The 23326-nt window shown below is 40.5% G+C and carries 18 protein-coding genes and 1 tRNA gene; 5 read left to right on the plus strand and 14 right to left on the minus strand.

From position 1 onward, the window contains the following. Positions 1-466 precede the first annotated feature (466 nt). The 3 genes from H4J54_RS01835 to putA all read left to right on the plus strand — a co-directional run bounded on the left by H4J54_RS01835 (position 467) and on the right by putA (position 8976). On the plus strand, positions 467-1729 hold the full coding sequence (locus tag H4J54_RS01835) for an efflux RND transporter periplasmic adaptor subunit (RefSeq protein WP_182189111.1): 1263 nt from the start codon (positions 467-469) through the stop codon (positions 1727-1729). Continuing rightward, positions 1729-4848: an efflux RND transporter permease subunit gene (locus tag H4J54_RS01840; RefSeq protein WP_220464278.1), complete on the plus strand. Its 3120-nt coding sequence runs from the start codon at positions 1729-1731 to the stop codon at positions 4846-4848. The genes H4J54_RS01835 and H4J54_RS01840 overlap by 1 nt, the downstream gene beginning before the upstream one ends. 297 nt (positions 4849-5145) lie before the next feature. After that, positions 5146-8976 (plus strand): bifunctional proline dehydrogenase/L-glutamate gamma-semialdehyde dehydrogenase PutA, encoded by a 3831-nt coding sequence (gene putA, locus H4J54_RS01845; RefSeq protein ID WP_182189112.1) that lies wholly within the window; start codon positions 5146-5148, stop codon positions 8974-8976. Positions 8977-9352: 376 nt separating this feature from the next. Here the strand turns inward: putA and H4J54_RS01850 are convergent, their stop codons facing one another. The 14 genes from H4J54_RS01850 to rlmE form a co-directional block, all read right to left on the minus strand. After that, positions 9353-9661, minus strand: a complete 309-nt coding sequence (locus H4J54_RS01850) for a helix-turn-helix transcriptional regulator (RefSeq protein ID WP_182189113.1) — start codon at positions 9659-9661, stop codon at positions 9353-9355. A 9-nt stretch (positions 9662-9670) separates the two neighbouring features. Continuing rightward, positions 9671-10081 (minus strand): YeeE/YedE family protein, encoded by a 411-nt coding sequence (locus H4J54_RS01855; RefSeq protein WP_182189114.1) that lies wholly within the window; start codon positions 10079-10081, stop codon positions 9671-9673. Positions 10082-10086: 5 nt separating this feature from the next. Continuing rightward, positions 10087-10503 carry a YeeE/YedE family protein gene (locus tag H4J54_RS01860; RefSeq protein WP_182189115.1) on the minus strand — a complete coding sequence of 139 codons (417 nt, stop codon included), beginning with the start codon at positions 10501-10503 and terminating at the stop codon, positions 10087-10089. A 16-nt stretch (positions 10504-10519) separates the two neighbouring features. After that, a complete protein-coding gene (locus tag H4J54_RS01865) occupies positions 10520-11389 on the minus strand; it encodes an MBL fold metallo-hydrolase (RefSeq protein WP_182189116.1) in 870 nt (289 codons plus the stop codon). Between the two features lie 641 nt (positions 11390-12030). Continuing rightward, positions 12031-13017, minus strand: a complete 987-nt coding sequence (locus H4J54_RS01870) for a DUF4062 domain-containing protein (protein ID WP_182189117.1) — start codon at positions 13015-13017, stop codon at positions 12031-12033. Between the two features lie 124 nt (positions 13018-13141). Continuing rightward, the gene (locus tag H4J54_RS01875) at positions 13142-13918 is read right to left on the minus strand and encodes a toll/interleukin-1 receptor domain-containing protein (RefSeq protein WP_182189118.1); all 777 of its coding nucleotides are present in this window, start codon (positions 13916-13918) and stop codon (positions 13142-13144) included. Between the two features lie 134 nt (positions 13919-14052). Then, positions 14053-14856 carry a putative phage abortive infection protein gene (locus tag H4J54_RS01880; RefSeq protein ID WP_182189119.1) on the minus strand — a complete coding sequence of 268 codons (804 nt, stop codon included), beginning with the start codon at positions 14854-14856 and terminating at the stop codon, positions 14053-14055. 749 nt (positions 14857-15605) lie between these two features. Further along, positions 15606-15690: transfer RNA gene (locus tag H4J54_RS01885), tRNA-Leu, on the minus strand. 146 nt (positions 15691-15836) lie between these two features. After that, entirely contained in the window at positions 15837-16232 is a 396-nt protein-coding gene (secG, locus tag H4J54_RS01890; protein ID WP_259367103.1) for a preprotein translocase subunit SecG, read from the minus strand. A 1-nt stretch (position 16233) separates the two neighbouring features. After that, the gene (gene tpiA, locus H4J54_RS01895) at positions 16234-17004 is read right to left on the minus strand and encodes a triose-phosphate isomerase (protein WP_182189120.1); all 771 of its coding nucleotides are present in this window, start codon (positions 17002-17004) and stop codon (positions 16234-16236) included. A gap of 126 nt (positions 17005-17130) precedes the next feature. Next, positions 17131-18468, minus strand: a complete 1338-nt coding sequence (gene glmM / locus H4J54_RS01900; RefSeq protein ID WP_182189121.1) for a phosphoglucosamine mutase — start codon at positions 18466-18468, stop codon at positions 17131-17133. A gap of 69 nt (positions 18469-18537) precedes the next feature. Further along, entirely contained in the window at positions 18538-19317 is a 780-nt protein-coding gene (gene folP, locus H4J54_RS01905) for a dihydropteroate synthase (RefSeq protein ID WP_182189199.1), read from the minus strand. Between the two features lie 191 nt (positions 19318-19508). Beyond that, a complete protein-coding gene (gene ftsH / locus H4J54_RS01910) occupies positions 19509-21461 on the minus strand; it encodes an ATP-dependent zinc metalloprotease FtsH (RefSeq protein ID WP_220464277.1) in 1953 nt (650 codons plus the stop codon). A gap of 77 nt (positions 21462-21538) precedes the next feature. Then, positions 21539-22168: a 23S rRNA (uridine(2552)-2'-O)-methyltransferase RlmE gene (rlmE, locus tag H4J54_RS01915; RefSeq protein WP_182189123.1), complete on the minus strand. Its 630-nt coding sequence runs from the start codon at positions 22166-22168 to the stop codon at positions 21539-21541. A gap of 217 nt (positions 22169-22385) precedes the next feature. On the opposite strand from rlmE, the gene yhbY reads away from it, so the two are divergent. Then, positions 22386-22682, plus strand: a complete 297-nt coding sequence (gene yhbY, locus H4J54_RS01920) for a ribosome assembly RNA-binding protein YhbY (RefSeq protein ID WP_182189124.1) — start codon at positions 22386-22388, stop codon at positions 22680-22682. Positions 22683-22911: 229 nt separating this feature from the next. Next, a complete protein-coding gene (locus tag H4J54_RS01925) occupies positions 22912-23256 on the plus strand; it encodes a rhodanese-like domain-containing protein (RefSeq protein ID WP_182189125.1) in 345 nt (114 codons plus the stop codon). The last annotated feature ends 70 nt before the right edge of the window (positions 23257-23326 follow it).

Below are 23326 nucleotides of genomic sequence, written 5' to 3' on the forward strand. Positions count from 1 at the left end.
TCACAAGCACTTTAGCAGTAATACCATATTCGTAAGCTTTGAGTAACGCCATACGATTAAGCTCAACAGAGTATCTTTGATAACGTTTACCTTTTGTCATAAAACATCTCCTGATGTATCCGTACAACGATGATTGTCTGTCCACGAAAGTGGGATAAGACGACTGAGTTCCAAAGATTAATTTGTCTCATTTATAGTCCATAAGCTTTGATTTTATCAGTTTCAAACTTTAAGCGATTTTACAAAGTTATAGGTAAGATAATAGATACGATAAATTAAGGGTTGCAAGACGTTTTAGTTTCAAAAATTGATACATCCTTACAAGTAACATGAGTTCAGGTCACTTGCACCGGTATCATTGAGTCTTTAAACATGAGATGGTGTGGAGTCTTATCTAAAATTTATCTGGACTCGATTTCTGCTAAGACTTAAAAAATTCGTAATTAATAAAAACTTAAGGAGGAAGATGAAGTATTTCTTTTTCATCGCAGCGCTTGGCTTACTTATAACTGCCGGTTGTGGAGATAACGCTGATAAAAGCACATCAGACGCTTCTCAAGATAATGAATTGCAAACAAAAGAGCGCCCTGCACACCAAGTTGGCGTGGTAACAATAAAAGAGCAAGCAATAGCGTTAAATCATGAGTTGCCTGGCCGCGTGAAAGCATTTATGACGGCTGATATTCGTCCTCAAGTGAGCGGCATCATTCAATCACGCTTTTTTGAAGAAGGTAGCCTTGTTGAAGAAGGTCAGCAACTCTACCAGATTGATCCAGCAAGATATCAGGCCGATTATCAAAGTGCAAAGGCGAGTTTGCAAAATAGCAAAGCTGAACTTGAGCTTGCCCTTGCATTCCAAAGCCGCTATCAAAGCCTGATAAAAACCAACACAGTAAGCGAGCAAACGTTTGATAGCGCAAAGGCAAGTGTGGCAAAAGCCAACGCCGCTGTTGCCCTCTCACTGGCTGAGGTAAAAAAAGCAAAAATCAACCTTGATTACACAAAAGTACATGCCCCCATTTCAGGCTATATTAGTCCATCAACTGTGACTAAGGGCGCCCTCATTACTGCGCAACAACAAACAGCTTTAGCAACAATCAGACAACTTGACCCAGTTTACGTCGACTTGTCTCAGTCGGCGGCCGATGCAAAGACTTTGCAGCAAAGTTTGATGACCAGTCGCATGACCAAAGGCGAAGATGCAAAATTTGAGGTAACGCTTTTATTTGGCAATAACGATTTTACCTATCCCCACAAGGGTAGCATGTATGCTACTGATTTAGCCGTAGATGAAAACACAGGTACGATTCGGTTGAGGTCTGTCTTTCCAAACCCAAATGGGGCTTTGTTGCCTGGCATGTTCGTGCGTGGAACCATTGAGGAAATGGGAATTGAAGAAACAATCATAGTGCCGCAAAAAGCCGTCAGTATAGAGGCCGATGGCTCAAAGGCGGTTTGGATAGTTGATGCTAATAATATAGCAAACAAGCGTGCAGTGGTCACCAGCGGCACTTACAAAAATAATTGGGTAATCAAAAACGGTCTTAAAACGGGTGATAGCGTTATTGTAGTGGGGGCCATGATGTTGCAGCCGGGCTCCAAAGTCGTGCCTAAAAAAATCAAATCGAATGATTCAACTAATACGTCCTCTGGTATGTCCTCTGGAGCAACAAAATCTGATGACAGTGCTACAGGTGACGCTAACAATAACAAAACGAGCTCGAATTAATGATCTCTAAATTTTTTATTAACAGACCCATTTTTGCGTGGGTTATTGCCATCGTTATTATGGGCTTAGGCTCTCTAGCCATTACATCACTGCCGGTTGAACAATACCCAAATATAGCCGCACCTAAGATATCAATATCGGTTACTTATCCAGGCGCATCGGCGCAAACACTCGAAAATACGGTGACACAAGTAATCGAGCAAAATCTGACGGGTATCGATAATTTACGTTATATCCAATCTCAAAGTTCCTCATCTGGACGTGCAAATATCAATCTTACTTTTGAGCCAGGAACTGACGCTGATATCGCGCAGGTACAAACACAAAATAAAGTGTCGCAAGCAGAGTCATCGCTTCCTCAAGCCGTCCAGAGACAAGGCGTTGCGGTCAGAAAAGCGGGCAGCAGTTACGCCCTTATCGTTAGTTTTTATTCAACGGATGATTCATATGGACGAAATGAAATCTCTGACTTCTTGGCGTCTAACCTTGAAGAACCACTCAGCCGGATAGATGGCGTAGGACAAATTAGGACATTCGGCCCTGAGCACGCTATGCGTATTTGGCTCAATCCACAATCCATGTACAATCTCAACATTACAACACAAGATGTCATTAATACCGTTCAGGAGCAAAATGTACAGCTAGCTACCGGTCAAATTGGCGGAGCGCCGAGTGTTCAAGGACAGCAACTCAACGCTACAATTACATCACAATCATTACTTGAAACCGTAGCAGAATTCGAAGCAATTTTACTAACGGTTGATCAGGATGGCTCCCAAGCAACCTTAGGTGATGTTGCTCGCGTTGAAATTGGTGCAGAAAGTTACAGTGTCATTGGACGCTACAATCGCCGGCCTGCATCAGGAATCGCGATCGAGTTGACTCCTAATGCCAATGCTTTACAAACCATTCAAGCGGTGAAAGACAGAATTGAAGAATTTAGCGACATCATTCCTGAGCAATTAGAAATCGCCTATCCAGTAGATATTTCACCTTTTGTACAAGCGTCAATTTATGAAGTAATCAAAACGCTGGTGATTGCTGCCTTATTGGTTATTTTAGTCCTTTACGCATTCTTACAAACATCACGTGCGACTTTGATCCCAACAGTGGCAATACCCGTTGTGTTACTCGGGACGTTTGCGTTTCTTTATGTTTTTGGTTACTCCATCAATATTCTAACATTATTCGCGCTGGTATTAGCCATTGGTATGTTGGTTGATGATGCGATAGTGGTTACCGAAAACATTGAAAACAAATTGGAAAATAATCCTGATATGACGCCAAAGGCTGCTTCAATTAAAGCCATGAAAGAAATTTCAGGGGCGCTTATTGGCACAACGGTTGTAATATGGGCGGTGTTTATTCCGATTACCTTCTTTGAAGGTTCAACAGGCGTAATTTATCGACAATTTGCGGTGACGATTTCCGTAGCGATGGGCATTTCGCTTTTTATTGCGCTCAGTCTCTCTCCATCCTTGTGCGCCATCGTTTTAAAACAAGGCAAGACAGAAAAGAAAACAGGATTTTTTGGCTTGTTCAATCGGGGCTTTAAAAAATTGAAGAGAGGACATGAAAACTTACTAGTGAAGTTATTGGCAAGTCGAATTGTTTTACCATTAGTTTTCTTAGCTATGATTGCGGCTGCAATTAGTTTATTCATTAAAATACCCACTTCATTTTTGCCTGATGAAGATCAAGGACGCATGTTCACCCTAGTTAGCGGGCCTGTAAGTTCAACGCTACAACAAACCGTTGAGAAAAATAAGCAAGTCGAGGACTTCTATTTAGACCAGACAAACGGTGCGGTTGAAGGAATATTCACTGCTGCGGGTTTCAGCTTTTCTGGCAACAGTCAAAATGTGGGTATCGGTTTTATTAAAATGAAACCTTGGGCGGAGCGCGAAGAAAATCAAAGCGTTTTCCAGATCAGTGAACAAGCTGGCAAGGCATTGTCAACTGTGCCAGACGCCATGATCATTCCAATTGTGCCACCGGCAGTATCAGCGCTAGGAAACTCAAGTGGTTTTGAATTTCAACTAGTCGATAGGGCCGGTTTGGGACAAGTCGCCTTTAATGAGGCAATGCAGCAATTCATTGGAGAGGCAAATCAAAGCGATCTGCTAAATAGGGTTCGTTTCAACGGACTGCCGCCTAGTCCACAATATGATATTGATATCGATGCCGGCAAAGCGTTAGCATTAGGTGTGTCAATGGCAACAATTAATCAAACCTTAAGTACCGCTCTTGGTGGTTCTTATATCAACGACTTCATAGAAAACGGCCGCATAAAGAGAGTATACGCGCAAGCGGACGCTGAGTATCGGATGCTGCCAACTGATATAGAACGATGGCACGTGCGCAATGACTCGGGTGCAATGGTGCCTCTGTCAACGTTTGGATCAGGCGAATGGACATATGGCGCATCCAAGCTAACGCGATTTGACGGCAATTCTTCTCTTGAAATTAAAGGTGAGGCCGCACAAGGCATTAGTTCAGGTGAAGCCCTTAACCAGATATCAAAACTCGCTGAAAGCTTGCCAAGTGGAATTGGTTTGCAGTGGACCGGCTTATCCTATGAAGAAAAACAATCGGGTGGTCAGGCATGGATTGTTTACATGATTTCAATCATAGCTGTGTTTCTAGCATTGGCAGCTTTATATGAGAGCTGGACAATTCCCTTGGCGATTATCCTAACGGTTCCACTGGGTATATTTGGTGCTGTTTTGGCCACATGGTGGTCTGGACAAGCAAATGATGTTTACTTTCAAGTGGGCTTATTAATGACCATTGCCTTGGCGGCCAAAAATGCAATTTTGATTATTGAATTTGCAAAAACCAACCTCGAAGAAGGCATGAATCCCTATGATTCAGCGGTGATGGCGGCTAAACAAAGACTTCGCCCTATTTTGATGACATCACTGACATTTATTTTAGGTGTGATGCCTTTGGCATTTGCCGCAGGGCCAGGGTCAGGAGCGCAAAACGCGATATCCATTGGTGTACTAGGGGGTATTACGGCTACAACAATATTGGTTTTATTTTTCGCACCCTTCTTCTTTATATGGGTCATGCGCCTATTTAAGACTGAAGAGTTAAAAAGTGACCGTCAAAGTTAGGGCAAAAATTCAATTTTATTCAGCGCAAAACAAGTGTTTAGGTTAGGTGCTTTTTTATGGGTCAAAGTGTATTCAAATATTTTAGTGAGCGGGACTTCAGTGGTCAGTCTACCGCTATTTTGATGAGCGAAAAATATTAACTTAATCTGCATAAAAATGATGAAGAGTACCCTAATGACAATGTGAGCTTCTGTTGATTCACACCAACTGAATTTTACATTCAATCGAACCAGTAAATTAAATTGTAATTAACTTATGTAATTGCAAAACATTTTTAAAAAATTTGAGGTGAAGCATATGCTTTTTAATAATTCAAACATCACTGAGTCCCCTACGCGTCAAAAAATTCGCGAGTTCTATCGTATTGATGAAAGTGTTGCGGTAGCGCATATTTTACCGTTAGCTGAAGTTAACGATGATGCTGTCAGCAGAGCGTGGGAAAAAGCCCGTAAAATGTCGCTGAAAATACGTAGAGACGAATCGGGAAACGGTGCGATAGATGCCTTACTGGCAGAATACACATTATCAAGTGAAGAAGGTGTGGTGTTAATGTGTTTAGCCGAAGCCTTATTACGTGTACCAGATAAGCATACTCAAGATGCCCTAATTAGTGACAAGATATCTAAAGGACAGTGGGACAGTCATATAGGCAGCAGTGATTCACTGTTCGTTAATGCCTCATCTTGGGGGTTATTAGTTACCGGAACCATGGTTGACTATGCTAATGAACGGGAAAAAGATAGCTTTGGTTTATTGAAGAAGGTTATTGGTCGATTAGGTGAGCCTGTCATTCGTAAGGCAATGAACTACGCCATGCAAATCATGGGTGAGCAGTTTGTTATGGGCGAAACGATTCAAGAGGCAACTGATCATGCGGCCAAGAAAGAGCGGCAAGGCTTCGTATATTCATACGACATGCTAGGTGAAGGTGCGCGAACCATGAGTGATGCTGAAAAGTATTTTAAAGCTTATCAAGTTGCCATAGATACCATTGGCGCAGTTGCTCGTGCGTCAGGTGAGAACGACCCTCGCAAATTGCCTGGTATTTCAGTTAAGCTTTCTGCTATCCATCCTCGTTACGAATTTGCCCAAAAAGAACGGGTAATGGCTGAAGCTGCTCCCAAACTTAAAGCACTTTGTTTGCAAGCCAAAAGCTACAATATTGGTTTAACTGTTGATGCGGAAGAATCTGAGCGATTAGATATATCCCTTGATGTTATTGAGGCGGTATTTAGTGATGATGAGTTAGCAGGTTGGAATGGCTTTTCAATGGCCCTGCAAGCTTATCAAAAACGCGCCACCTTTATAGTTGACTGGTTACGTGAACTAACCATGCGTGTTGACCGAAAAATGATGGTGCGCTTAGTAAAAGGTGCTTATTGGGATACTCAGATTAAAAACAGCCAAAAAGGGGGTTATCCGCATTTTCCGGTATACACTCGCAAGGCTTCTACTGATGTATCTTACATCGCCTGTGCGAAAAAATTATTAGAATATAGAGATACCATCTTTCCACAGTTTGCGACGCATAATGCTTATACTGTCGCTACTATTCTTGAACTGGCGGGCAATGACAAAACAAGTTTTGAATTTCAATGTCTATATGGCATGGGTGGCTCGTTATATGATCAAGTTGTTAGCAATGAAAATGTTCAATGTCGCGTCTACGCACCTGTGGGTCCTCATAAAGATCTACTCGCCTATTTAGTGCGTCGTTTGTTAGAAAATGGCGCTAACTCTTCCTTTGTTAATGCCATTATTGATGAGTCACAACCGGTCGAATCTTTACTTCGCGATCCCATTGAAAAAATGCATCGCTTAAAAGACAAATATAACGGCCAAATAATCAAACCCATCGCGTTATACCATGATGAAAAAGGTGTCGGTCGAGATAATTCCAAGGGCCTAGATTTAACCGATATCAATACACTAACCCCTTTAAAAAAATCACTGGATAACTGGCTTGTGAATCACTTGTTTTCTGAAAATGATCTGCCAGAAGGGTCAATCGCTATTAGAAATCCAGCAAAGCATAGTGAAATTATTGGTTTTCAACGACATCACAGCAAGGATGAAATGCTCGCGATGGTCGAAACCGCTCAAAACGCATTTGCTTCATGGTCACAAACGCCTGTATCTGAACGCGCGGCCTTATTATGCCGTGTTGCTGATGTTCTTGAACATCATATCGACGAGTTAATTGCCTTATGCATCAAGGAAGCAGGGAAAACGGCACAAGATGGTATTGATGAAGTCAAAGAGGCAGTTGATTTTTGTCGCTATTATGCACAACAAGCGATTGAACTTGCAGAAGATGATCGTTCAGAAGCCCGTGGTGTGGTGTTATGTATCAGCCCTTGGAACTTCCCATTAGCTATATTTATAGGGCAAGTAACTGCTGCCATTGCTACGGGTAATACTGTGTTAGCTAAACCGGCCCAGCAAACAAGTTTAATTGCATTGCGCGCTATTGAACTAATGACCTCTGTTGGATTACCCCATGGCGTTGTACAAGCCGTTATTGCAAAGGGTAGTGATGTGGGTAGAGTTATTATTCCTAATGCAGGTATACAAGCGGTTATTTTTACCGGTTCTAGTAAAACAGCAACTATGATTTCGCAAACATTGGCTGAGAGAGGCGGCGACCAAGTGCCCTTTATTGCTGAAACGGGTGGTCAAAACTGTATGTTAGTTGACTCTACCGCCCTACCTGAACAAGTCATTGATGATGTTATTTCTTCAGGATTTCAATCTGCAGGTCAACGTTGTTCTGCACTTCGAGTATTATTTTTACAAGAAGATATTGCTGATGATGTTATTACCATGCTTAAAGGCGCATTAGCAGAATTGCATGTGGGTAACCCAGAAAAACTGCGTACTGACGTAGGTCCTGTTATTGATCAAAAAGCGCTAGATTCACTCAATGCTCACAGTGACTATATGAAAACCCATGGTCAACTATTATACCAATGCGATATTGCTGATGAGATAACAAATGAAATAGCAGATAATGAACATTTCTTTTTTGCGCCGCGACTTTATGAAATAGAGAATATTAGCGTGCTGAAGCAGGAAGTATTTGGTCCTTGTGTTCATATTGTTCGCTTTAAAGGTGATGAAATAGAAAAAGTCATTGATGATATTAACGGCACAGGTTTTGGCTTAACTATGGGTATACATACCCGCATTGAACAGCGAGCGATAAATTTGGCGAAGCTATCACGAGCAGGTAACGTGTATATAAATCGCAATATGATTGGCGCTATTGTCGGTGTGCAACCTTTTGGTGGTCGTGGTCTTTCAGGTACAGGGCCAAAAGCAGGTGGCCCATATTATTTAACGCGTTTAGTTAAAGAAATAACAACGCCCGATGCTAAGAAACTTAATTTAATACCACAGCAAGCACAAGACTCAAACAGCGATACCGATGCGCAAGCCGTATTATTTATGGACAGAGCGAGTACAGCAGAAAAAATCTGGCGCTTGAGCGAGTTAAATACCCGTATATCTTGTGTTAGCGAAGTATTAGAAAAAATAGCTCATATCGATATCATTGATAATTTAGCAGACGATTTAACCCAGACTTTAGAAGCGGCGCGCTCACAATTAATTGATATTGAAAAACACTTGAAGGAGCCAAGCGTTTTACCGGGTCCAACGGGTGAGTCTAATATGCTATATTTAGAAAATCGTGGTAACATCATCTGTTTTGCTGACGAAAATGTTAGTTTTCACTTTTGGTTGCTTTCTGTCGTAACGGCTTTGGCAACCGGTAATACCGTGATCTCGGTTGTTTCTGACTTGTTTTATGATCAAGCAATCGCTTTTAGAGATGAACTTATTGCCACAGGCGAAGATGAGAATATTTTTCAAATTGCCCGGTTATGCCATTTAACAACCTTGCTGGCACAGCCTGGATTATCAGGTGTTGTTGTTGATAGTCATTGCGACCGTAAACATTATATCAGTGAAAAATTGGCAGAACGTCAAGGTGCAATTTTACCTGTGATCAGTTCAAAATATTTTGATAATTTAATGCAACGATTATTAACAGAAAAAGCTATCAGTATTAATACCACAGCTACTGGTGGTAATACGTCACTCATGACCTTAGATGAAGAAGATTAGCGATTAAGGGGCGGTTCGTTTTGGATACTAACATTCAAAGCGAAGCCCTTGACTGAGCAACCGTCATCTTAAGGTATTATTGACAAACAAAATCAGCAACGCGACGCTGACCTCTGCCCTACTTTTAGCATATATGGTAATCGTAGGGCAAAGGATTTTACTATAGCTTTACAAGGACGTTCGAGGCTATAAATCCTAGACAACATTTACCTTAAGCCGCTCTTGTGTATAGGTAAAATAAAGTGCTGTAACGCACTCTTTCGCTACATTCCCTAACCTTTCCAAACCTGAAGCTAAAATTTCCATGCTCTATTCCATGCTCTAAGTAACGGCTAAAATTCTGTTGAAAACGTTTCCTCTGTGTCAGTCCCCTTTTCTATGCTGTTTGCTTTGGCGCACAATACACTTGATAGAGGGTGGCAATGATCGCTTGCACTGCTGCGCTGGCCAACGAGTAATAGATAGTTTGCGCGTCACGTCTGGTGGCCACTAACTTTTCCCAGCGCAACTGGCTGAGATGTTGTGACAAGCTAGATTGTGGGATCGCTATCTGTTTGTTTAACTCTGAGACCCAGCGTTCCCCGTCATTTAACAAACACAAAATCATCAATCTATGCTGATTCGCCATGGCTTTTAACCATACGGCGGCCTTTCCAGCGTTGGCATACATGTCGTTGATTTCCATTGATAGTGCTTATTTTAACTTGGATGCCACTAGCATACCAAGCAGCATGCACAACACAAAGACCCAAATAGCGGGCAAACCGCCGGAAAGATTGGCTAATCCTGGCCCTGGGCAAATACCGCTTAATCCCCAGCCAATTCCAAATAAAGCTGAGCCAATAAGCAAGGGTTTATCTACCCCTTTTTTTTGCGGTACATGAAAATCGCCTGCTAATAAAGTACTTTGACGAGGCTTGATTATAAAATGGTAACCAGGTAAGTAGACCGCTATACCACCTAACATGACGAAGGCTAAAGTGGGATCCCAAGCGCCCAATATGTCTAAGAACCCCAGAACTCTGGCTGGGTCGACCATAGTTGAAATGGTTAAACCCGCTCCAAATAGCAGGCCTGCAATCAAGGCAGTTAAATTATGTTTCATAACAGTTATCCAATGACGTGATTGATCACAGCGACAGTAACGATAGCGCTGAGCATAAAGGTTAATGTGGCGACCAACGAGCGTTTAGATAAGCGGCCAATACCGCATATCCCATGGCCACTAGTACACCCTGAGCCGTAATGGGTGCCAACGCCAACGATTAATCCGCCGATAGCCAATTGCGGTAAGCCAACTGGCATGCTAGTGGGTAAGCCATAACCAAACAGGGTGGTAATTAACGGCGCGATAATTAATCCTACTAAAAACAACCAGCGCCACCAATTCTCGGGCGCCAATGAGGTGATCGCGCCGTGGGTAATCCCAGATACCCCTGCGACACGGCCGTTAAATAACATCAGTAGCAAAGACGCGACACCTATGAGGCCCCCGCCCATCAAGGCCTGTAGATAAATATTTTCCATCAGTTTTATTTCCTTTTCAGCTTGTTACTCTATCGGTTAAGGGGATCTTAATATATCGAACACCATTACTTTCACATTCAGGCAAAGATGCGCCCCACAAATTAACTTGTAAAGACGGATACAACAATTTGGGCGTGCCAAGCGTTGCGTCACGCTTTTTACGTAATGCGACATACTCGGTTTTTTGCCTGTGACTACCCACATATATGTTGGATTCACGACTTTCTTTTACCGTGGTTTGATAGCGCAGTTCACGCCCATCCGGCTGATAGTCGTGACATACCCAAATCTTATAATGATCCGGAAGCCCATGCAGGCGGGCGATGCTATCCCATAAAATATCTGCATCACCGCCAGGGAAATCACAACGGGCCGTACCTGCATCTGGCATAAACAGGGTATCGCCAACAAATACATTGTCTTCAATCAGATAACTGAGGCTATCACTAGTGTGACCTGGGGTACTGATGCCAGACAAAGCAGCTGAACCAAACACCAGTTGTTGCCCCTCTGCTAACAAGCAATCAAAATCAGGCTGTTCGCCAGGCCCACTAGTGGCCCGATTAAAGGTCTTGGAAAAGCGTGATCGAACCTCGGTGATCCCTTGCCCTATTACGGTCTTGGCCCCAGTTTTCGTGCGTAAGTAATTGGCCGCACTGAGATGATCTGCGTGGGCATGAGTATCCAGGATCCACACTAGCTGAAGGTTGTTATCAGCAATATATGCCAACTGCCGATTGGCAAACTCTGCTTTAACCTCGCCTGAGGCGATATCAAAATCCAACACGCTGTCGATGATTACCGCATGTTGCGCCTGACTGTCGACTACCAGGTAACTTAATGTGCCGGTGTCCTGGTGAAAAAAAACCTTAACCTGAACCGCCATAATTAACTCCTTGATTAAATTACCCTTTATATCATATATTCGTAATATTTGATATAAATCAAGGTATCTACCACTTAATGTTAGTAATGTTGCTGTTAAGCGCCGTGATCATAGGTTTAAGTTTGGGTTTGTTGGGGCGGGTGGCTCAATATTAACGGCGCCGGCACTGACCTTCTTCCTGGGCATGGATGAGCATGGATGAGCATGGATGAGAATACTGCGGTCAACAGCTCATTAAATAGTAGGCGGCATTGAACAATGGCGTAATCTGGACCAGCCGCTGTCCACTATCGAAAGTTGATCGCAGCCCAACCGGTAGCCATTTTACCGGTTGCAGAAATGCCGCTGACATCTAGGATCAGAACTGTTGATAGGTAAATCCAAACTAACTGACCAGTTTTTTTGCTTGCCAACCAAATATGGCGCGCTATCCAAGCTGTAAAATTACAAAGACAAATGACAAAGACTCTCATCGTAATAAATCACAAAACTATTTTTTTGGGCTGATCGTTATCATGGGAGTCCTGTTAACTACCAACGCCGCATTAAGCGGACTAAAATTGTTGACTATAATGTGTAGCGAAAGCGAGATATAAACGTAACAAACTGTTTTAGTTGTATTTTAATTTATTTTTAAGTACCTATTGAGCTGATGTCACAGCCCTTAATTCAACCATCAACTTTTCACCCTCTGAAGTAAAAGACCAGAACATTGCCATGCCACCTTTGGTTGTTTTTGTGTAATTGGTTTTTATTAGTCCCAGAGCTTTAAATTGGACAGCAATTGTTTGGAAAACTTGGTCATCAAGTGAATTTGTACGAGTGTTAATATTGTCCCTTTTTATTAGAGCTTGCTTAAGCGTCTCTTTTACAGAGTCTTGACTTGGGTTTTGTGACAAGTACGGAGAAATAATTGAAAAAATATCTAACCATGTAATTTCACTTTCCCAAGCTCTCTGACCACGGTCAGTATAATAAGTACCCGTTACAGTAAACGTTTCTTCTAATCCGGCTAGCCCTGCAATATCATATGACTCAGGTTTTGAAATTTTAGCCATTTCAATTTTTAAATTGCCGTTTTCTTTTCTCAGCTCATTTAGCTCCCCTAGAAGTTCCTCATTAGAAACATTGGTAGCTCTAACCCAACCAGTTGCAGGAAATATTTTTATTGTTTTAGAAAGGCTTAAAGCTACCAAACCAGGTAACTCTTTAGCTTCACTCCAAAACCTAACAAGGCGATTCCCCGAGACTTTGTCTCTAAATGCTTGAAGCTTTTCTCTTAACTCTGGTGCTATATCAGATTTCGCAACAGAGATCTCATCTGGCTTTTCATGCAATAGAGCAATTACCTTTAAACCTTTATCTACAGCGTAATCATATTCTTTTTCAGTGTAACTGATACCTTCATCTGTTGTTGTTCCGTATCGTCCACCAATAATTAATAGGTAATAATCACAATCATCTATAATTCTTTTAATAAAGTCCCACTGCTCTTCATCCGTAGCAGGAAATAACTCCATTCCCGCAGGAATACAATCCATCTCCATTAATGCTTGAGTTACATGTTGACGCTCTTCTTTTAAATCAGCATATGTTGAACTTACGAAAACTTGGTATCTTTTTTCCACAAAAACTCCTATTTACGGGAATATTGAAAGGCATTTAACGCCTCAAACACTGGTTTAGTGAAATTGGCAGCTTTTTTGGAACAAAAAAAGTGACAGCTTTACCAAGTCCGCGTGCTTTGACTTGTTAACCGTTTTCTCCCACGACAACATCCATGTATGCTTCGAACATTCTCGTTGCTTCGGGCCATTTATTATCCATTGTTAGTAACGTATCCAATTGATGAGCACCAGTTCTCTTAGCCTTTCCTATTGCCCACAGCAAATAATCTAGAACAATCGGCATACCAGATACCTCGAAAGCATGGAGGTTATTAATAGCCGTATGGGCTGGGTATTTTTGGTTTGCATCGTTAACTTTATCGATTAAAGCATCGCTTTTCCCCTTGAGGGCCACCGCAACATGCTGGGCCAACTGATCTTCTTGTGCAGCCTCTCTTTGTTTGGCGAATGCTAGTGCTTCTTTCAGGGCTTCGATTTCTGCTGCTGGAATTTTAGCAACAGTCTCTGGCTCACCTAACTGTCGTAGAAGCAGGCTAACTACAGCATCATATTGATCTTCGTCTGTGAAATCACCGTAGAACTTTCCTTTTAAGAATCCAGGTAACGCAACCTTTTCGATTAGAAGCGGAAGAACTACTACGCGCCTTTCTTCAATCTCTCTATTTGATGCAATATCTAACTCTCTTGTCACCCAAGGACTATCGATTGACGCCGATGATAGTATTGCAGCTACAAAATCAACTTGATCTAGACCTTCCCTGATTTTCTCAACTAGAGAGTCACCGATATTTATTTCAGCTTCATCAATCCATACACCGTGCCCAGCGGTTCGTAAGCTAGCAGCCAATTTTCTTGCAAAAGGTTTATCTGCATGGGAGTGACTAAGAAATACAGTACTCAATTTATATCCTCGATTTTAAAATGTGCCTGACGGTTAACGCCTACTTAAGCGGAAAAATATAGTTGGCTAAAATGTTGAACGGAGTGAAAACAGCCAACTGTATTTTTTCCGTTTGAAGTTCTTATAGGTATTTATTACGCATTGTTTGATAGCCACTCTTTATGTCCTTCTTGTAAAAGAATGGACTCAGGCAAGTTTTTAAAAAGCATAAATTCTTTTGCTAAAGGCATAAACTTTTGATTTCCATAATGGGAAAGGCAATTATAGTAAATAATAACAAGCTCATGATTAGATAGCTGAGCCCTAACTAAATTACTGTAGAAGTTTTTATTACCAATTTTTGAATTGTGAATAAACTTAAAAATATTATATAAATATCTAAAATAGTGACCCAATTCAATTTGATGTTCTTCATAGAAAATTTCATACGCTTTTAACACTAATTCTTTATCATCTGTAATATTATTAATTTTCTCATACTTCTCTTTTAAACGGGTGGCCATAACAGGGAAGCAATCTCTTCCTGTAGTTGTGACTACTTGCCGAGTGCCTCCACCACGAACAAAGTCTATAGAGTTAACAATATCATTATGGAGGCGTAACATTTGAAAGAATGAGTTTTCAAAATTTTGAAAAGCAAGAGTTTCATTTTGAGCAACTAACGCTTCAGATGAATTTCTTAATTCATCTCGGGTTAATTTAAGCTCCTTCGCTTGCAATGATATTGTAAGAAGTAAAGCTAGTAGACCTAAGAAACCAAATACAGGGTTTAGTACACCACCTAGAAAATCACCAAACTCGGCCCATCTGGAATGATCTTGAGATAGCACTCCACCAAAGTTATTCAAATACATCGTTATTGCAATTATTCCAATAATTACAGAAAAAATGAAAATTCCTTTTAAGCCACTTGTAAGACTTTTTGCATCGGTAGACAAATGGAGCTCCTTAAATACCTAACAGCTTATTATATATACGTCTCAGTAATACACGCATCATAAATAACATTTAATTAACATCAATATCCCATACTTTCAAAGCATTAGAAACCAGTAATGCTAAATCACATATATATTAGGGCGTGTTACTAAGACCGCTCAGTAATACAACCTGAACAAATATAAATAAAATAAATTAAATTCATATGGTTAAGTGGCTTTATTTAGTGTTTATTATAATAAATGGTGTGTTACTAAGACGTCTTAGTAACACACCTCAAAAAATCATACTGGCTTCCATATAAAAGGGCATTACATCGTTTACGCTAGTAGTTAATTCATTAGAAAATATATGGCAAGATTTTTAGCTGTAATGTCAGCACTACGCACAAAGTTAGTATTCGTAATAATACCAATAGCTAAGGTAGTTCTTTCCCATCAGAACACTCTAAACAGCGATTATTAGACACTTTTCCGAACATTAATAACAATATGCATCATTTAGTTTAAGTGCATTAATTTGATGGTTTGATGGTTTGATGGTCATTTTAAAACTGACTAATTGAGTGGCATATCAGATTAAAAATATAAATTTTATCTAGGATGAAGACAAATATAAGATCTATGTCAGGGAAGTATCTGCCGATATTGATAACTCACCAAAATAGTTAGCAACCAATTAGCAACCAAACGAAAAAAGGCCGATTCATTACGAATCGGCCTTTAAATGTCTATTTGTATAAGTTTAGTGGTGCGGTTGGGGGGACTTGAACCCCCACGACCTAAATCACCAGCCCCTCAAGCTGGCGCGTCTACCAATTCCGCCACAACCGCGCAATACTAAACTATACTATCTGTTTTACTAAGTTAACTTGCTAACTTGCTAATAATGAGGTTAATTAACAAGTTAACTTTTTGAGGCTACAACCCCTCAGTGTGGCGCGTCTACCAATTACGCCAAATCTGCAAATATCTTAAAACTAGTTTGGTACGTCGCTAGTTTTTTTTACAGCAGTGTCACTACCAGGTACGTCAGCGTTTTCAGCTTTAGGCTCAACGCTCTCAGTAGGTATAGCATCTGTCGCTGGCGCTAATTGCCCAGCAGGAGTTTCGATATTATTCCACTCGTCAGTTGCATTAACGCGGTTAGCGGTTAAGTTACCTAAAACTAAGCTGATGGCAAAAAATGCTATCGCTAAGTAAGTTGTCGCTTTTGTTAAGAAGTTACCAGAACCGCTTGAACCAAAAATAGTGGCTGATGAACCAGCGCCAAATGATGCGCCCATATCTGCGCCCTTACCTTGTTGCATTAGCACTAAGCCAATTAAACATAACGCAACGATCAAATACACTACAATTAACACTTGATACAACATTTTATTTTCCCTTTGCTGCCGAGCAAATTATTTTAAATTCCTCGGCTTTTAAACTAGCACCGCCGATTAATCCACCATCGATATCAGCTTGTGCAAATAATTCTTCACAGTTTGTCGCATTGACACTGCCACCATACAACAATGGCACTTTAACTGCGACGTTTTCATCAATTTTCGCGATAAATTCGCGTATAAACTGATGGGTTGTTTGTGCCATTTCTGGCGATGCTGTTTTTCCAGTACCTATTGCCCAAACAGGCTCGTACGCAATAACAACATCTACAAATGTCTCAATACCAATTTTATCAATAACCGGCTGTAATTGCGCCGCTAAAACGAGTTCGGTTTGTTCAGCTACACGTTCTTCTTCACTTTCACCTACACACAAAATAGGTTTAAGGCCAGCAGCTAATGCCGCCTGAACTTTTTCTGCAACCAATGAACTTGATTCTTTATAAATACTACGACGTTCAGAATGTCCAACAATAACGTAGCTAACACCCACTTCTTGTAACATTGATGTTGATACTTCACCTGTAAAAGCGCCTTTAGCATGTTCACTTAGGTTTTGCGCACCTAAACTAAACGTGCTTGCTAAGTTCGCCTTCGAACTTGCCAAACTAAATGCCGCTAAATATGGAAAGCTAGGACAAACGACAACTTCAACATTTTCATTTAACGTAATCTTACTTAACTCTGAAGCCATTGAGTTGACTAATGCCAAACTGCCATTCATTTTCCAGTTTGCTGCAACTATTGCACGTCTATTCATTTTTCATTCCTAAATCAAAGCGGCGAGATATTAACTAACCTGCCGGCAAGATACAAGTAATTCAAGCAATATCATGTTTAATTGCTCATTATTCACTCGACCGTTAAAATCAGCTGACATTCTTGACTAAAAAGCTTGTTTTACAGCGTCAGCAATTTCATGTGCTAAGCCAGTAACTTCATGATGTTCAGGGCCTTCAACCATCACACGAATTAAGGGTTCAGTACCTGATTTTCTTAATAGCACACGACCGCGACCCGTTAATATTTCATTAACTTTATTCACCGCGGCAACAACATCACGATTAATTAAAGGATCGCTGCTACCTGAAAACCTTACATTGACTAAAATTTGTGGTAATTTTTTCATGCCTTTGCGTAATTCAAATAATGTTTTACCGGTATTACACACGGCCGTTAATACATTCAATGCAGCAATAATACCATCACCTGTTGAGGTATGATTTAAGTTAATGACATGTCCTGAATTTTCTGCGCCTAATTTCCAGCCTTTTTGCTTTAGCATTTCCATGACATAGCGGTCACCCACCTTACTGCGGGCAAATGGCACATCCAAATCAGCAAGTGCAAGCTCTAAGCCCATATTGCTCATCAAAGTACCAACAACACCACCGTCAATATTGCCATTTTTTAAGTCGTTACAAGCGATAACATAAACACTTTCATCACCATCCATCACGTAACCTGTGTGATCAACCATCATTAATCGGTCACCATCACCATCGAGTGCAATACCTAAGTCAGCTTGGTGCTCAATAACCGCAGCACTGATGGCTGCCATCGATGTGGCTCCACATTCATGATTAATGTTGGTGCCATTAGGTGAGGTACCTATTTCAATCACTTCGGCGCCTAGCTCGCGAAAAACACTAGGGGCAATGTGGTATGTTGCACCATGCGCGCAATCAACAACAATCTTCATACCTTTTAAGGAGTATTGACTTGGAAAGTTACTCTTACAGAATTCGATATAGCGACCTGCTGCATCAGCAATACGGGTAACTTTGCCTAAATGTGCTGATTCAACACAGCCCATGTCTTTATCTAATTCAGCTTCAATGGCTAATTCAACATCATCAGGTAGCTTTTGTCCGTTTTGACAAAAAAACTTAATACCATTATCGTAATATGGATTATGCGAAGCACTAATCACAATGCCGGCTTCAGCACGAAAAGTTTTTGTTAAATAGGCAATAGCGGGTGTTGGCATTGGCCCTAATAGACCTACATCGATACCTGCGGCAGAAAGGCCCGCTTCTAATGCAGATTCCAGCATGTAGCCTGAAATACGAGTATCTTTACCAATTAAAACCTTTTTAGTGCCTTGTCCTGCCAAAACCCGACCGGCGGCATAACCTAATTTCATCACAAATTTTGGGGTAATTGGGTATTGACCGACTAAGCCACGAATTCCATCGGTACCAAAATATCTTCTTTCTGACATTACTTTTTCCCTTGTGCTAATCGCATTAGCGTTAGCCTTTTTAATACATCAGTGTTTAACGTAACCGATTTAATGCTGATCAGTTACCGCTTTTAATACTTTTAATGCGTCCACAGTTTCTTGAACATCGTGAACACGAATAATGTGAGCTCCTTGCTGAGCTGCAATAATTGCAGTAGCTAAACTGCCCGCAAGACGTTGTTCAACCTCACGGTTTAACAAGTTTCCAATCATAGACTTGCGCGACAAGCCGGCAAGTAAAGGTAAACCTAATTGATTAAATTTAGACAAATTGGCCAGTAAATAAAAGTTTTGCTCTAGGGTTTTCCCAAAGCCAAAACCTGGGTCTAATATGAGCCGCTCTCGGACGATGCCAGCGCTTAGGCAAGTGTCAATACGTTGTTGAAAAAACGCTATAATATCATTAATAACATGGTCATAGCTTGGGCTATTTTGCATGTTTTTAGGTATGCCTTGCATATGCATTAAACAAACCGGAATATTACTGTTAGCAATAGCCGCTAAACAGCCCTCATTCTGTAAGGCACGCACGTCATTGATCATATCAGCACCTGCATCTATCGCAGCATTCATCACCGAGGCTTTACTGGTATCAATAGAGACTAGAATATTAAATCTTTGTTTAATTGCCTTTAATACCGGAATAACCCGTGCTAATTCATCGTTTTCGCTAACCGCTTCAGCGCCAGGGCGTGTTGACTCGCCGCCAATATCAATAATGCTGGCGCCATCAGCAATCATCTGCTGAGCTTGCTCAAGCGCATAATCAAATTGAGCATATTTGCCACCATCTGAAAATGAATCTGGCGTAACATTAAGAATACCCATTACCTGTGGTGTTGATAAATCTACTAATGAATTTGAAAAATTAAGACGATTTAACACCGCATTCTCTCTGTTGATTTTTTGTTAATTAATAGCAATTGAAATAAATAATCAAACTTCACATAATACAAAGCCCCAATAGTTAATAAATCGAATGATTTAAACCATTGGGGCTCTTAATACTGTATTGCTAATTATTTAGCAGGAGCATCTGAAGCATCATCGGCGTTAGTAGGTTCAGCTGATGGTTTTTTATCTTCATCTTTTTTTTCTGATGGTTTGCTTGAATCGGCATTATTATCTGATTTACCATCAGAGTCATTGGCACCAAAATCAGCTGGTGGACGAACTTTCGTGCGATTCATTAAATCATCAACTTGCAATGCATCAATGGTTTCATATTCCATTAAGGCATCTTTCATCGCATGTAAAATATCTTCATTTTCTTTTAAGATAGTTGACGCACGTTCATAGTTACGATTAATGAAGTCTTTAATTTCGTCATCAATAGCACGAGCAGTTTCATCAGACATATTTAACGACTTAGACGATGATCTACCTAAAAATACTTCACCTTCTTCTTCAGCAAATAGCATAGGACCCATTTTTTGAGAAAAGCCCCACTGAGTGACCATTTTACGCGCAAGTTGTGTCGCACGTTCAATGTCATTTGAAGCACCCGTTGATACGTTGTCAAAACCGTAAATAAGTTCTTCGGCAATACGACCACCATATAAAGATGAAATATTACTTTCTAAATGCTGCTTACTGTGACTAAAACGGTCTTGTTCCGGCAAGTACATAGTAACACCTAGAGCACGACCACGAGGCATAATACTGACTTTATATACTGGATCATGATCTGGCACTAAACGACCCACAATGGCGTGTCCTGCTTCATGATATGCGGTCATTTCTTTCTCTGACTCACTCATCACCATAGAACGGCGCTCAGAGCCCATCATGATTTTATCTTTTGCTTTTTCAAACTCAGCCATACCAACAACGCGGCGTGCTGAACGTGCAGCAAATAAAGCCGCTTCGTTAACTAAGTTAGCTAAATCAGCACCTGAAAAGCCAGGGGTACCACGAGCAATAACTGATGCTTTAACATCATCGCCTAAGGGTACTTTGCGCATATGCACTTTAAGAATTTGTTCACGACCACGAATATCCGGTAAACCAACAGTTACCTGACGGTCAAAACGACCAGGGCGTAATAATGCTGGATCTAATACGTCTGGACGGTTAGTAGCAGCAATAACAATAACGCCTTCATTACCTTCAAAACCATCCATTTCAACTAGCATTTGGTTTAGTGTTTGTTCACGCTCATCATTACCGCCACCCATACCAGCACCACGTTGGCGACCTACAGCATCAATTTCATCGATAAAGATAATACAAGGTGCAGCTTTCTTCGCTTGTTCAAACATATCACGAACACGAGAAGCACCCACACCAACAAACATTTCAACAAAGTCTGAACCAGAGATAGTAAAGAAAGGTACTTTCGCTTCACCTGCAATAGCCTTAGCTAGCAAAGTTTTACCCGTACCTGGCTGTCCAACCAGTAAAACACCTGATGGAATGCGACCACCTAATTTTTGAAAGCGTGAAGGCTCTTTTAAATAATCTACTAATTCAGCAACTTCTTCTTTTGCTTCGTCACAACCCGCAACATCGGCAAAAGTAGTTTTAACTTGATCTTCACCTAATAAACGCGCTTTCGATTTACCGAAACTCATCGCGCCTTTACCACCACCACCTTGCATTTGACGCATGAAGAAAATCCATACACCAATAAGCAATATCATGGGGAACCAAGAAACAAAAATAGTGGTTAAGAAACTAGTTTCTTCCGGTAACTCACCTGATGCATTAACACCTTGCTTCACTAAATCGTTGATTAAATCACGATCATAGCCACCAGGAATAACGGTAACGAAGTTTTCGCCGCTACGTTTAATACCATTAATGACGCCGTTTCTATCAACGTCGACCTCTCTAATTTGACCTTGACGTACGTCTTGGACAAATTGTGTGTAATCCACTTGTTGTTCTTTGCCGCTTCCAGGGGTAAAACTTTGGAAGACAGACATCAATACAACTGCAATAACTAACCATAAAATAAGATTTTTTGCCATATCGCTCAACTTAATGACCTCTTGCTAATGTTCAAAATGGTGCGATGAAATAATTCCACCCAATATACTATAATTTACTACAATTTAAAGCCAGTCGCCACAAGATAAACTTCACGTGAACGAGCACGTGATGATTCAGGCTTGCGAGTTCTAACGGTTTTAAATGCGACTCGAGCATCTTTCATAAATTGCTCAAAGCCCTCTCCTTGAAACACTTTCACTACAAAAGCGCCGTCTTTCTTTAAAACTTGATTGCACATATCAAGTGCTAGTTCCACTAAATACATGCTACGGGCCGCGTCTGCAGTATCATTACCAGTAAAATTTGCTGCCATATCAGACATAACAACGTCGATATTTTTACCATTAATGCGAGTTAATAAAGCATTGAGTACCGCTTCTTCGCGAAAGTCACCTTGCAGGAAATCAACACCGGCAATAGGGGCCATCGTTAAAATATCACATGCAACAACTTGCCCGTTATCACCAACCACTTTCGTGGCGTATTCAGACCAACCGCCAGGAGCCGCACCTAAATCAACCACCTTCATGCCAGGCTTGATCAATTTATCTTTATTATTTATCTCTTCAATTTTAAAAATAGCACGTGAGCGTAGGCCCAGTCTTTGTGCTTTTTTTACATATTCATCATCAAAGTGCTCTTTTAGCCATCGGGCACTACTGACACTGACTTTATTCTTACTCATTCAATCCACTTATATATTTTTGTTGTTTAAAGCTTGCTTGCATTTCGAGATACCGATTTGTTTTATTTGCCACTAAAATAGCGACATGACTATATTAACCAAAAAAAAACCATAAAAATACGGTAAAAAGCTGACACTTCGTAAACAAAATTAGTAATACACACTAGATGGAGTTAAAATAGCAAAAATTCAAGCTAACTTGTAATGATAATTGTTAATGAACTTAAATAAAAAACAAATCCAGTATTTAAAAGGTCTGGCACATAGCCTTAAACCCGTTGTATTACTAGGTAATAACGGCCTTACCGAAGCAGTAGTTGCAGAAATTGACTACGCGTTAAACCACCATGAATTAATTAAGATTAAAATCCCCACAGAAGATCGTGAAACCAAAGCACTTATTATTGAAGCTATTTGTCGTGAAACAAATTCAACTCAAGTACAAGTGATCGGTAAAACCTTAGTTATTTTTCGCCAAACAGAAGAAAAGAAAATTCGTATACCAAAAATGTAATTAATTTAAATGCTTTGGTAATGTAAAAAAGGGCTTCGGCTCTTTTTTTATATCTTAAACTTTATATTTTGTTAAAACCAAACTCATCCATAAATGACTCGTTTGCTGCTAGTGAAACTAAGCGCCAAACTAAACATTAGAAAAAACAAACATTAGAAAAAACTAATATACAAAGTTTTATGCTTAGCATAGACTATAGCTATCACATAAATTTATGTAAGGTTTTAGAATGATTTTATCGGTACCTGAATTAGTTGCGCAAGCTAAAAATTCTGTTGATTGTGTTAGCGCCGCACAAGCATTTACTCACAAAAATGCCACATTTATTGATGTTAGAGAGCCTGCTGAGACTGCTGCCTCGCCAGTAACAAATTCAATAAACATTCCACGTGGTGTATTAGAGATGAACATTGCTAAATATTGTACTAACGCGGATATGGAAATTTATCTCCATTGCGCTTCTGGTGGTCGCGCTACATTGGCTGCTGAGCAGTTGCAACGCATCGGCTACAATAATGTTAAAGCGATTAGTTGCGATCATAACAATGTTTGTCTAGCGCAAAAAAACCAGTAACATATAATAAATTAATGCCACTGGTTTTAATCACCTTAAACCCACTTATCTGCTATTAAGTGGGTTTGCT

It is taken from the genome of Colwellia sp. MB3u-8, assembly GCF_014076985.1.
Classification (GTDB): Bacteria; Pseudomonadota; Gammaproteobacteria; order Enterobacterales; family Alteromonadaceae; genus Cognaticolwellia.